We start from the raw sequence: 12,029 nt of genomic DNA on the forward strand, positions 1-12,029 counted from the left end.
GCGAGCACCCCGCGACTCCACCTCTCCTCGGGATCGTATGTCCGCATGGGGCGCAGGATAACACGATAACCCGCGTGAGCCCCCTGCCGGCCACGCCGGCGACTCTGGCCCCCTCTCGCTCCGGGCCCCGGCACGACTCCAGGTCGCGACTTGACAGCTTCCCAGGATCCAGCACAATGGACGCCATTTCGCTCGTCACAAGGGCCGCCAATCGACGAAGGAAGACCGTGGAGAGCAAGACCAAGAACACGAAGACACGCCCGCAGATCGCCGCCATGGCCGCCAGGGCCTTCGGCGGCATGGCGCTCGCGGACGGCGAAGGCGCCGTGGTCGAGCTGAAAGACGGCTGGTTCAATGCGGCGTACAGCGTCCGGCTCGCCGATGGCCGGGAGGTCATCCTCAAGATCGCGCCGCCGAGAGACGCGGAGGTCATGCTCTACGAAAAGAACATCATGGCCACCGAGGTCGCCGCCATGCGCCTGGTCCGGCGAAACCCGGCCATCCCGGTGCCCCAGATCTACCATTTCGACGACGCCCGCGACCTGTGCGACTCGGACTACTTCTTCATGGAGAAGATCGCCGCGGACAACCTCGAGCACGTGAAATCGAGCCTTTCCCCGGAGACGCAGGCGTCCATCGACCTGCACATCGGCGAGATCGTCCGGGCGATCAACGGCTTCACCGGCACCTATTTTGGTTACGAGGGCAACCCGGACCTGCGCGCGAGCACCTGGAGAGAGGCGTTCACCAGGATCATGGAGTCGGTTCTGGAAGACGGCGCCCGGAAAGGCGTGGCGTACGACCAGGGATACGACGAGATCCGCGCCGCCGTCCTCAGGCACGCCCCCGCGCTGGAGGAGGTCGCCACCCCCTGCCTGGTCCACTGGGACGTCTGGAACCCCAATGTCTTCGTCAAGGAAGGCAGGGTCGCCGGCATCATCGACTTCGAGAGGGCGCTCTGGGCCGATCCCTTGATGGAGGCCCAGTTCCGGCTGCTCTCCTCCGACGGCATCACCAGCAGCATGCGCGGCTATGGCAAGACCTCCTTCACCTCCGAAGAAGAGCGGAGGTGCCGCCTCTACTCGCTGCACCTCGCCCTGGTCATGAACACGGAGTGTTATTACCGCAACTACGACACCGACTCCGTCCTCAACCTCTCCAGGCAATGGATGGGTGAACACATGGCCTGGCTGAGCGCAAACTGAACGCTCATGGGCGAGAGCTCCAGGGTTGAAAAGCTGGGGACCGAGCGGGTCGGGAAGCTGCTGCTGGAGATGTCTTCCCAGACCACGTTCTCGCTGCTGGTCTTTACCGTCTACAGCCTCACGGACATCTACTTTCTCTCCGTGGGCGTCAACGCGCTGGCCGCAGCCGCGGCCTCGATCATCTCGCCGGTCCAGATCGCCCTCGGCGCCGTCGCCACGACCGTCGGGGCCGGCGGCGCCTCGGTGGTCTCCAGGGCGCTCGGCGAGCAGGACCTGGAGAAGGCCTCCCGGACGGTGGCAAGCACCTTCCTGATCTTCTGGACGGCGGCGCTCGCCATCACGGTCCTGGGCTCGGTCTTCATCGAGCCGCTCGTCTACCTGCTCGGGGCCACCGACAGCGTCGCCCCCTATGCCATCGAGTACGGGCGGATCATCTTCCTCGGCGCCATCGCCGGCACCGGCTACTCGGCCATCGTCAGGGCGGATGGCAACGCCAGGTACTCGACCGCCATGTGGATCATCCCGATCTGCGTCAACATCGTCCTGTGCTGGCTCTTCATCATCATCTTGCAGATGGGCGTCTCCGGCGCCGCCCTGGCGACGGTCTGTTGCCAGGCCACCTCGGCCGGCATGGGCCTCCACTTCTTCTTTTTCAGGAAGAACCGCTCCTATCGCATCAAGGCGTCTTATTTCAGGCCGGACTGGCCCATCATCATCGAGGTGGTGAAGATCGGGTCCCCCTCGCTCATCAAGAGCGCCAGCGTCAGCCTGATCGCCATCGTCACCAACAACCTGCTCCGGCGGATCGGCGGCGACAGCGCGCTGAGCGTGTTCGCGATCGTGAGCCGGCTCTACTCCGGGCTGCTCGCGCCGCTGACCGGCATCGTCCAGGGGATGCAGCCGCTGGTGGGGTACAACTTCGGCCAGAAGAAGCTCGAGCGGGTGCGGGAGGCCATCCGGCTCTCCCTTGGCGCCGCGGTCGTCTATGGATCGCTCGTCTGCGGCGTCTGCCTGGTGACGCCAGCCGCGCTGATCGCCCTCCTCTCCAGGGAGAGCACGATCATCGCTGAAGGGCAGACAGCGTTGCGGCTGCTGGCGCTCTCTTACCCCCTGACCGGCGTGGCCATGGTCACGGCGGCCTCGTTTCAGTCGGTGGGCCGGGCCAGGGAGGCGCTGCTGCTCACCCTCGGGGGCATCCTGCTGGTCAAGCTGCCGGTGCTGCTGCTGGCCTCCCGCGTGTTCTCCCTGACCGGGATCTGGGCCTCCGAGGCGATCTCGGAGCTGATTCTTTGCATCGTCTCCTTCGTGCTGCTGAAGAATGCGCACGCTGGTTCTGGGCATGGCATGGCGAGAGCGCCTGACGCGGGCTGAGCCTGCCTCCAGACCGCCGAAAAACGGCGCAGAGGCCGTCTGCGTACCGCGAATGTGTCCATTGACACTCGTCGCGCGGTGCGGCTATACACACGGCCATTCGCCTGCTGGTTGGCGCCGTTCGTCTCAAAACACAGCAGGTCCGGACGTAAGTAAACAGAAGCAACGATACCAGCCGCAGCGCGCGGCTGAGGAGGGAGGCATCGATGAAGCTCTATGAGTTCGCTCCTACCCGCTCGATCCGTGTGCGCTGGGCGCTCCAGGAGCTCGGCGTGGAATTCGAGACCATCCAGGTCAACCTCCGGGCCGGCGAGAATCGCCGCCCCGAGTTCCTCAAGCTCAACCCGGCCGGCAAGCTCCCCGTGCTCGTCGACGGCGATCTCGTGCTCACCGAGTCCGTTGCCATCGTGCTCTACCTGGCCGAGAAGTACCCCGACAAGGGCCTGCTCCCGGCAGACCCCAGGGAGCGGGCCAAGGTCAACCAGTGGCTGCTGTTCGCGGCGACCGAGCTGGAGCAGCCGCTGTGGCGCATCGCGCGTCACGAGTTTCTGTATCCGGAGGACAAACGCCAGCCGGGCGACATCCCCGTCGCCCGCGAGGACTTCAAGGCCATGGCCGCCGTGCTGGAGAAGCACATGGATCAGCGGCAGTTCGTCGTCGGCGACAGCGTGACGGTGGCCGATCTCGTGATGGCCTACACCCTCGACTGGGCCAACGAGGCCCACCTCCTGGACGACTTCCCGCAGCTTCGGGCCTACATGGACCGGATGTACGCCCGGCCGCACGCGGCCCCGCGCATCGCCCAGGCGTTCGCCAGCCTCAACGCGTGAGGGGCAGGTGGCTGGAGGATCTCTCGTCCTCCAGGCCGAGGGCTTGCTCGCCGCCGTGGCGCAGCGCGCGCTCGGCCGCCACGCAGCGCACGCTCGGCGACCGCGCGGCGCGTCCGCGCGCCCCGTCAGGCCGGCCGGGAGATCCCCCGCGATGCCCGTGCGCGACCCGCGATGATAGAGTGGCGCGATGAGCCGCCGCGTCAGCAGCGACGGGACCGGGAGCCTCCAGATCCACTTCGCCTTTGATCGCAGGCTGGTGGACGTCGTGAAGTCGCTCCCGTCCCGCCGCTGGAATCCCGAACAGAAGACCTGGCGCGTCCCGGAGACGCACGTGGTCGCGGTGGTGGAGGTGCTGCTCGCCGAGGGGTTCGGCTTCTGCGAGGTGACGCAGCGCCTCTACCGGGAACGCGGCGGGGCCCTCGCCCTCGACGAAGGGGGCGTCACGCCGATCCCCACCGTGGAGCCAGCCCGAGCCGATGAGCCGCGCAACGGGGACGCGCGGCCGAGGCCAGCGGTGGCCGCGTCCGACTTCACCGTCTCGAAGCTCAACGGGCAGGTCCGCGCCGCGCTCGAGGCGGCGTTTCCAGCGTCGATCTGGCTGGTGGGCGAGGTCTGCGGGTACAACCGGGCCGCCCACAAGAGCATCGTCGGCTTCGAGCTCGTCGAGCGCGACGCCCTCGGAAAGGAGATCGCGCAGGTCAAGGCGACCCTCTTCGAGAGCGCGCGCGCCGAGATCGAGCGGCGCCTCGCCGCGGCGGGCGACCCGTTCCAGATCGAGGACGAGATCCAGATCCGCGTGCGCGGGCGCGTGGAGCTCTACGTCCCCTGGGGCTCATACCGGTTCCTGATCGAGGACCTCGACGTGGGCTACACGCTCGGCGAGGCCGCCCGGCGGAGAGAGGAGATCGTCCGCCGGCTCGCCGAGGAAGGGCTGCTCGATCGGAACCGCTCCCTGCCCTTCCCCGCCCTGCCCCTCCGCGTCGGCCTCGTGACCAGCCTGGGCTCGGACGCCTACAACGACGTGCTCGGCACGTTCAGGGAGTCAGGCTTCGCGTTCCGCGTCGTTGCGCACGGGGTCCGCGTCCAGGGGCGGCAGACGGAGCCGTCGGTCCTGAACGCCCTCGACTACTTCCGGGCGCGCGCCGCGGAGCTCGACGTGCTGCTGATCTGCCGCGGCGGCGGCTCGCGCACCGACCTCGCCTGGTTCGACTCGGAGCCGATCGCCCGCGCCGTCGCCACGTTCCCCCTCCCCGTGGTCGTCGGCATCGGCCACGAGCGAGACATCTCCGCGCTCGACTTCGTGGGTTTTCGCGAGAAGACCCCGACCGCCGCGGCCGCGATGCTCGTCAAACGCGTCTCGGAGGCGAGGGATGAGGTCGAGTCGTCGCTCCTGAGCATCCTCGACCAGGGCCGGCGGGTCCTCCGGTCGGCCTCGTCGGATCTCACTCGCCGGGCGGCCCGGGTCCCGCGCTCCGCGTCGCTGCTCATCGCGCGCCGCGCGGGCCAGCTCCAGGAGGCGGTCCGCCAGCTTCGCCAGGGGGCGAGGCGCGATCTCGACGCCGCCTCGCATCGGGTCGACGAGATGGCCTCGCTCCTCGGGCCGCGCTCCTCCCGGCGGCTCGCGCTCGAATCCGAGCGCCTCGAGTCGCGCGAACGGCGCCTGCGCCTCCTCGACCCGAAGCGCGTCGTGGAGCGGGGATATGCGATCCTGCGCACGACGGAAGGGGCGGTGCTCACCGATGCGGCGCGCGCGCCCCAGGGGACGACGCTCATCGCCGAGCTGAAGCGGGGCGTGCTGCGGCTTCGCTCGGATGGATCGGAGGAGACATAGGGTCATGGCAAAGCCGAAGCGCGGGACGAAGGAGCTGTCCGACGGGGACACGACAAGCCCGCAGCGCGCCGCAAAGGAGGTCTCCTATGGCGAGGCGTCGTCGCGCCTCGAGGAGATCTTGCAGAACATCGAGGAAGGTCAGGTCGACATCGACGCGCTCTCCGCGCTCGTGAAGGAGGCCGCGGATCTGGTGACGCTCTGCCGCCAGAAGATCCATGCCGCGGAGATCCAGGTGCAGACGATCACCGAGCAGCTCGAGCGCGAGGCGCCGGTGACAACGGACGCGGACGACGAAGACGAGGACGACGAAGACGACGAGTAGGCGGGCGAAGGCGATCCGTATGAGCGCGACGTTCCGGCCCGCCAACTACCGGGATGTCGGCGAGATGCTCGGGCTCTGGCTCGACGTCTCGCCGATCCCTGCCGGCGCCTGCTCCGCGGGGTATGTGATCGGACCCTGGAGACGACCCAGGTCACCCAGGTCGAGGTCGCGCCGGATCGGCAGGCGCGCGTTGCTGCGACCGCAGCAGGATGCGGGATCCCTGCCCGGCGCGCAGCACGGGGCGCGCACCGTCGCGTCCGCGCGCAGCACGCAACCCGCGTGGCCCGGCGAATGCTAATCATCTCCCCGTGACCTCACCGCTGCTCTCTCCTTTCTCGTTCCCGAACGGCCTCACCGCCAGGAACCGCGTCTGGCTCGCCCCGCTCACGAACGGGCAAAGCCATGACGATGGCTCCCTGGGCGACGACGAGCTGCGCTGGCTCTCCTACCGCGCCCGAGGCGGCTTCGGCGTCGTCGAGACCTGCGCAGCCCACGTGGCCGAGGACGGCCAGGGCTGGAAGGGCGAGCTCGGCGTCTTCGCCGACCGGCTGCTGCCCGGCCTCCGCCGGCTCGCGACCGAGATCGCCACCCCGGGCGCGCTCGGCCTCGTCCAGATCTTTCACGGCGGCCTCCGTGCCAATCCCCAGGTCTCCGGCCTGCCCACGTGGAGCGCCAGCGCCGTCGCCGAGCCGGACCTCCCCGTCCCTCGCGCCGCCACCGAGGAAGACATCCTCGCCGTGATCGACCGCTTCCGCGACGCCGCGACGCGGGCGCACGCCGCCGGCTTCGCGGGCGTGGAGCTGCACGGCGCCCACGGCTACCTCCTCGGCCAGTTCCTGTCCGCCACCCAGAACCTCCGCACGGATCGCTGGGGCGGCGCGTGGGAGAACCGGGCTCGCCTCCTGCGCGAGACCCTCCGGGCGGTCCGCGCCGCGGTGCCTGCGTCCTTCGTGGTCGGCGTGCGCCTGTCGCCCGAGGACTGGGGCCAGGCCAAGGGGCTCGACCTCGACGAGAACCTGACGCTCGCGCGCTGGTTGGCCGAGGACGGCGCCGACTTCCTCCACCTCTCGCTGTGGGACTCGAGCAAGCCCTCGCAGAAGCGCGGGGACACGCACCCGCTGCCCCTGTTCCGCGAGGCGGTGGGGGCGAGCCTGCCGCTCGTGGTCGCCGGCGGGGTCTGGACGCGCGCCGAGGCCGAGGCGCTCCTCGACAAGGGCGCCACCGCGGTCGCGCTGGGGCGCGCCGCCATCACCAACCCCGACTGGCCGCAGCGGATCGCCGACCCCGCCTGGCAACCCCGGAGACCGCCGCTCACGCGCGCCGAGCTGTACGAGCGCGGCGTCTCCGAGACGTTTGCCGGGTACCTGCGGCGGTGGAAAGGCTTCGTGGCCGACTGACGGCCACCGGCGCCCGCGCCTGGCATCACGGCACGGCCGGGCTCCGGCGTCCGCCCTCCGGCGGCGGGCAGCGCTACGGTAAGCCGAACGCGAAGAGCGTGTTGCCCGGCGTGCCGATGCCGAAGCTCTCGTAGCCGCTCCCCCAGAACACCGTACCGCGCGTCACCGCCGGCCCGGCGTTGACGGAGCCGTCGGCCGGATGGCTCCAGAGGACGTCGCCCGTCTCGGCGTCGAGCGCGTGGACGTCACCGCTCATCGAGCCGCCGTAGACAACGCCGTTCGCGACCGTCAGCGGCCCCCTGGTCTGCGCGCCCGGCGTGGGATCGGGCGTCTGCCACAGGATGTCGCCCGTGGCGGCGTCGAGCGCGCTCCACGAACCCCAGTGGATGACCTCCCCGGAGGGCTGCAGCGTGTATTCGACCTGGCCGTTGTTGCCGATCGGCACGTAAATCCTGCTCTCGTCGACGGCGACTCCCCACATGATGCCGCCCAGCTCCCCGCCGGGACCGACCAGCGTGCTCCACACCACGCTCCCGTCATCCCGATCGAGCGCCCAGAAGATACCGCTCTTCTGGCCGGCGCCGACCAGATCGCGGCGCTCCGCCCCCTCGCCGGCCGTGAAGAGCGTGGCGCCCGTGCCGAAGTCGTAATCCGGGCCCGCCGGATCGGGGCACCAGTCGCCGCCGAAGTAGCAGGCTCCCGTCCAGGCGTCGAAGCCCTGGAGCCGCCGCGCCCACTTCAGCGCGCCGGTGCGGAGGTCGAGCGCGAGGACGGCGTCGATATAGTCGTCCGGCGCAAGGCAGGCCTCGGCGGCGACGGCGTCGTCGCCGGCGGCCTCCACGCACGCGGAGACGGACGGCGGCACGGTGTAGTTGTTGCCGGTGGTCACGTACAGCGTGCGGCGCTTGAGGTCGAGCGAGGGCGCGCCGCCCCAGACGGCGCCGCCGGTGTAGCCGGCGGGCACCGTGTAGCGCTTCCAGAGCACCGCCCCGGTCCCCGCGTCGAGCGCGACCACGCTGCCGCGGAAGCTGCAGCACGGATAGGCGTTGTCCGCCGCGAAGAGCTCCTCGCGCGAGGAGACACCCACGTACACGCGGCCGCCATGCACGACGGGAGACTGCGTGATGATCGCCGCGGGGTGCGTGTCGAGCTGCCTCTTCCACAAGAGCGCCCCCGTGCGCGTGTCCACGGCGACCATGTGCGCGCCGGCGAGGGTGCCGAGGAACAGCGTGTGGCCGTGGAGCGCGGGGGTCGTGCGCGAGACGGCGCCGGCCGTGCCCGTGAGGCCGGCGATCGTGCGCGTCCAGATCGGGTGCCCGGTCCTGGCGTCGAGCTTGTACAGCTTGCCGCCCCCGTCCGGAAAGTAGACAGCGCCGTGGTCGACGGCCGGTGTCGCGGGGACGATGCCGGTCGTGGTGAAGGCCCACTTCACGGCGAGCGATGCGACGTTCGATGGCCCGATGTCGTGCTCGTCGCGTGCGTGGTGGGTGTTGGCGAGATCGTAGCCATAGACGGTCCAGCGCCCGGCGCCCGTGCCCATGGCCGTGCTCCCCTGGACGACATAGAGCAAGGCAAGACATAGGGCGGCCCCGATCGCGGACCGGACCCAGAAGATGCGCTTCATGGTGCTCCTCCTGGGGCATCGAGGTGAGCGGCGATCGGCCACCCGACACGCCAGTTCCGTCGCCTCCGCAGCACGAGGCCCCGAGTCTACGTCACGCGGAATCGAGCTGGGCGTCAATCGGATAGAGAAAGGCGGCGCGGCGGCGCGGAGCCCCTTCCCATGGCTGGATACCGGGGTAATCTCGGCCCCTCGGGAGGTGGGCCACGAACCGGAACAGCGCATCGAGTCCGCGCTCGCGGGCGACGACCACGAAGACCACTGCAGCGAGGAAGAGCAGCGCCGAGGAGCCGAAGAAGTCCGCCGCGCCGCGGAAGGCCGCCGCGCCGAAGGCTCCCGCGAGGCAGAAGGGCGCGGCGCGCAAGAAGGAGCCGCCGCCCTCGCCGGTGCCGAAGCTCCTCGGCGTCCTGGAGTCCCAGAGGCAGCTCGGCGGCGCGTCGTACCCGCCGACGCTCGAGCGGCTGACGGAGCTGACCGGTGACACGCTCGCGGTGACGAGCAAGGCGCTGACGACCAAGGAGGCGAAGGGGCGCGTGCTGCTCTCCCGCGCCGCGGGAGGCAAGAAGAAGCCAGCCCCCAGCGCCACGCTGGTGCTGCTCGCGGAGGACCTGGAGGCGGTCGCGCAGTCCGATCGGCTCCTGGAGGTGCAGCTCCAGTCGGCGCGGACGGCCGACGCTCCCGCGGTCGACCTGGCGCAGCTCCCCAAGGGCCTCCTTCCTGCCCTGAGCCGCGCGTTCAAGGCGGCGCTCGATCAGCGCATCGCCGAGCGCCGGCTCCCCCGCACCATCGGCGCCTTGCTCGGGAAGAAGCCGCTGCTCTTCTTCCTCGCAGACGCCGTCCTCCCGGCCGCCGGCGCGCCGGCGCGGCCCGCCGCGATCGCGACCGACGGCGCTGCCCGCCCCACGGCCGCCGACGGCCCCGGCAGCTCGGCCCCCAGCAGCGCCGGCACATCGGCCGCCGGCGGCCCCGGCGCGCCGGCCATCTCCTTCGCCGATCGCTTCGACGCCGCCTTCTCCTCGCTCGACCGCGCCTCCGGCCGCCTCAACTACGTCACCCTCCACGCGCTCCGCGCCGCGCTGCCGGACATCCCGCGCGCCACCTTCGACGAGGAGCTCGCCGCGCTCCGGCGGCAGCGGCGCTACTCGCTCGACCCGTCCGACGGGCGCCACCACCAGATGGCCGAGGCGGAGCGCGACGCCGGCATCATGGAGGCCGGGAACCTGCTCGTCTACGTGGCGCGGAGGGACGACGCATGAGCGAGGAGCCGACGTTCGAGCGCTTCCTCGCCGCGGTCCGGGGCACCAACCCGTTCCGCAGCCACCGCATCACCGACGTCGGGGGCGGCGAAGCCACGGTCGAGTCGATCCACAAGAACGCCTTCACCAAGCTCGTGCGCGTCGTGCAGGACGCCGCGAAAGAGCCGATCAGCATCGGCGCGCTGCTCATCGGCGCGCCCGGGGTCGGCAAGAGCCACCTGCTCGCGCGGCTGTTCCAGTGGGCCGGGGAAGACAAGGCGACGGTCGTCTACCTGCACAACATCCTCGCCTCGCCCGAGCGGATGCTCCGGTACGTGCTCAACGCGACCGTCAGCGATCTCGCGGGGCACCGCGGCAGCGACTACACGCAGTCGCGCCTCTACACCGTCCTCAACCGCGCCCTCATCCGGACGGGCGCGCTCAAGGGCCGCAAGATGATGACGGGCCCGAAGGAGATCGAGGCGCGCAAGGAGGCGCTGGCCCGCCTCGGCGCCAAGATCGACCCGCAGAACGCGGTCATCCCCGTGCTCAACGCGTTCCTCACCGGGACGTCGCACGCGAGCCTCGGCGACGCCGGCGCCGAGAAGCGCGCCCAGGCGGCGGTGCTGTGGCTCTCCGGCGAGACCCTCGGGCCCGACGAGGCGCGCCTGCTCGACCAGGCGGCCGGGGAGGACGGCCTCGCCCTCGCGGATGACGCCGCGGTGGAGCGCGTCCTCCACGTCCTCGCGCACCTGTGCGCCCTCGCCGAGCTCCCGCTCGTGCTCTGCCTCGACCAGATCGACAACCTCGACGCCGAGGCCGTGCGCGCCCTGATGTCGTACGCGCACGCGCTGCTCGACCGGGCGAAGCACCTCGTCGTGATCGTCTCGGGCGTGAAGCAGTCGATGCTCTCCCTGCGCACCGGCGAGGTGATCCCGGCGGCCGCGTGGGACCGCATCGCGGAGCGGATCCTCGAGCTGCACATGGTCTCGCCGGAGGAGGCCCGCGCCATCCTCGAGGGGCGGCTCGACGCCGCGCTCTCCGGCTTCGAGGAGAAGGAGATCGAGGAGCTCATGGCCGCGCGCAAGCGCGATCGGCTCTTCCCGCTCGGCAGCGCGTGGCTCGAGCGGCGCCTCGACGGCGTGCAGGAGCTCCGGCCGCGGGACGCGATCCTCTGGGCACGCGACCGCTGGGAGGCGCAGCAGGACCGGCTCGCGGCCGTCGGCGGCAAGCGCTGGCTCAAGGACTGGCCTGGCCCCGAGGACGGGCCGAAGCCGCCGCCGGTGAAGCTGGAGGACGTCATCGACGCCGAGGTGAAGAAGAAGCTCGTCGAGGGCACGACCCGCCGCCGGCTGCAGCAGGCGTCGCTGCCGCCCGACGAGGACAACCTCGCGAGCCTGACGCACCACCTGCTCGCCAGGTGCGCCGGCAAGGGCGCCTCGACGCTCCTGAGCGTCGAGCACGCCACCGCGAAGAAGCGCGGCAAGGCCGCCCCCGCGCACCACCTCGTGGCCAAGGAGAAGCGCGCGGACGGCGTCGTCGTGACCACCGGCGTGACGTTCCTCTGCGCGCCGAGCGGGCACGGCGCGCGGCTGCCGCTCCAGCGCATGGTCGAGGACACGAAGCACACGGACAAGCGCATCCTGGTCACCGACGAGGAGCGCCGGCCGCTGCGGCTCGGCGGCGCCGGCAAGGCCGCGTACGACGCGCTCTGCAAGCTGGGCCGCCAGCGCTTCCTCCACCTCCACCTCGACTTCGCCGGGCACGCGGAGCTCGACTCGCTGGTGGGGCTCCTCGGCGCCGCGAGGAGCCATGATCTCGAGATCGAGCACCCCCGCGGGCAGTACCGCAAGGTGACCGAGGCCGAGGTGCTGGCGTCCTTCGAGCGCCAGAGCCTCCTGCTCGCGCACCCGCTGCTGCGCGAGCTGCTCACCGAGGAGATCGTGAAGGGCGGCGGGGACTCGACGCCGCCCCCGGCGTGGGATCCGCAGCAGACGCGGGAGCACATCATGGCCGAGCTGTCGTGGCGCCTCGGCCTGATGGCGAAGGAGCTCGCGCAGATCTTCGCGAGCCGGAAGAAGCTGCACGAGAAGCGCTTCCTGGAGGTGTGGTCGCACATCAAGAAGACGGCGCAGGCGCTCCATGACGAGGGCCACGTCCACGCGACCGCGACCGACGACGACCTCTTCGTCCAGCTGCGGGGCAAGAAGTGAGGCT

10 protein-coding genes are annotated in these 12,029 nt (G+C 70.7%); 8 read left to right on the plus strand and 2 right to left on the minus strand.

Annotated features, from left to right (window positions below; translation table 11 throughout):
- Window positions 1-227 precede the first annotated feature (227 nt).
- From WMF12_RS28520 to WMF12_RS28545, 6 genes are all read left to right on the plus strand, one after another.
- A complete protein-coding gene (locus tag WMF12_RS28520; protein WP_437850439.1) occupies window positions 228-1,205 on the plus strand; it encodes a phosphotransferase family protein in 978 nt (325 codons plus the stop codon).
- Between the two features lie 6 nt (window positions 1,206-1,211).
- Window positions 1,212-2,576 (plus strand): MATE family efflux transporter, encoded by a 1,365-nt coding sequence (locus WMF12_RS28525; protein ID WP_437850441.1) that lies wholly within the window; start codon window positions 1,212-1,214, stop codon window positions 2,574-2,576.
- A gap of 206 nt (window positions 2,577-2,782) precedes the next feature.
- Window positions 2,783-3,406 carry a glutathione S-transferase family protein gene (locus WMF12_RS28530; RefSeq protein WP_437850443.1) on the plus strand — a complete coding sequence of 208 codons (624 nt, stop codon included), beginning with the start codon at window positions 2,783-2,785 and terminating at the stop codon, window positions 3,404-3,406.
- Between the two features lie 187 nt (window positions 3,407-3,593).
- Window positions 3,594-5,237, plus strand: coding sequence for an exodeoxyribonuclease VII large subunit (gene xseA / locus WMF12_RS28535; protein ID WP_437850445.1), 1,644 nt, complete (start codon window positions 3,594-3,596; stop codon window positions 5,235-5,237).
- 4 nt (window positions 5,238-5,241) lie between these two features.
- Window positions 5,242-5,559 carry an exodeoxyribonuclease VII small subunit gene (gene xseB, locus WMF12_RS28540; protein ID WP_437850447.1) on the plus strand — a complete coding sequence of 106 codons (318 nt, stop codon included), beginning with the start codon at window positions 5,242-5,244 and terminating at the stop codon, window positions 5,557-5,559.
- Window positions 5,560-5,867: 308 nt separating this feature from the next.
- On the plus strand, window positions 5,868-6,956 hold the full coding sequence (locus WMF12_RS28545) for a HisA/HisF-related TIM barrel protein (RefSeq protein WP_437850449.1): 1,089 nt from the start codon (window positions 5,868-5,870) through the stop codon (window positions 6,954-6,956).
- 73 nt (window positions 6,957-7,029) lie between these two features.
- Here WMF12_RS28545 and WMF12_RS28550 read toward each other — a convergent pair whose 3' ends face one another.
- Window positions 7,030-8,580: an outer membrane protein assembly factor BamB family protein gene (locus tag WMF12_RS28550; protein WP_437850451.1), complete on the minus strand. Its 1,551-nt coding sequence runs from the start codon at window positions 8,578-8,580 to the stop codon at window positions 7,030-7,032.
- 91 nt (window positions 8,581-8,671) lie between these two features.
- Complete coding sequence (locus WMF12_RS28555; protein WP_437850453.1) at window positions 8,672-8,941, minus strand: hypothetical protein; 270 nt, start codon at window positions 8,939-8,941, stop codon at window positions 8,672-8,674.
- 22 nt (window positions 8,942-8,963) lie between these two features.
- On the opposite strand from WMF12_RS28555, the gene WMF12_RS28560 reads away from it, so the two are divergent.
- On the plus strand, window positions 8,964-9,833 hold the full coding sequence (locus WMF12_RS28560; protein ID WP_437850455.1) for a hypothetical protein: 870 nt from the start codon (window positions 8,964-8,966) through the stop codon (window positions 9,831-9,833).
- Window positions 9,830-12,025: a hypothetical protein gene (locus tag WMF12_RS28565; protein WP_437850457.1), complete on the plus strand. Its 2,196-nt coding sequence runs from the start codon at window positions 9,830-9,832 to the stop codon at window positions 12,023-12,025. Before WMF12_RS28560 ends, WMF12_RS28565 begins: the two co-directional genes overlap by 4 nt.
- The last annotated feature ends 4 nt before the right edge of the window (window positions 12,026-12,029 follow it).

Origin of the sequence: Sorangium sp. So ce363, from assembly GCF_051520435.1 — a bacterium.
In the GTDB taxonomy this organism is placed as follows: Bacteria; Myxococcota_A; Polyangia; order Polyangiales; family Polyangiaceae; genus Sorangium; species Sorangium cellulosum_B.

What these genes read in the sequence shown, in the direction of transcription:
- WMF12_RS28565 (WP_437850457.1), top strand. Translation starts at nt 9,830, where the DNA reads ATGAGCGAGGAGCCGACGTTCGAGCGCTTCCTCGCCGCGGTCCGGGGC.
- xseA (WP_437850445.1), top strand. Translation starts at nt 3,594, where the DNA reads ATGAGCCGCCGCGTCAGCAGCGACGGGACCGGGAGCCTCCAGATCCAC.
- WMF12_RS28530 (WP_437850443.1), top strand. Translation starts at nt 2,783, where the DNA reads ATGAAGCTCTATGAGTTCGCTCCTACCCGCTCGATCCGTGTGCGCTGG.
- WMF12_RS28550 (WP_437850451.1), bottom strand. Translation starts at nt 8,580, where the DNA reads ATGAAGCGCATCTTCTGGGTCCGGTCCGCGATCGGGGCCGCCCTATGT.
- xseB (WP_437850447.1), top strand. Translation starts at nt 5,242, where the DNA reads ATGGCAAAGCCGAAGCGCGGGACGAAGGAGCTGTCCGACGGGGACACG.
- WMF12_RS28525 (WP_437850441.1), top strand. Translation starts at nt 1,212, where the DNA reads ATGGGCGAGAGCTCCAGGGTTGAAAAGCTGGGGACCGAGCGGGTCGGG.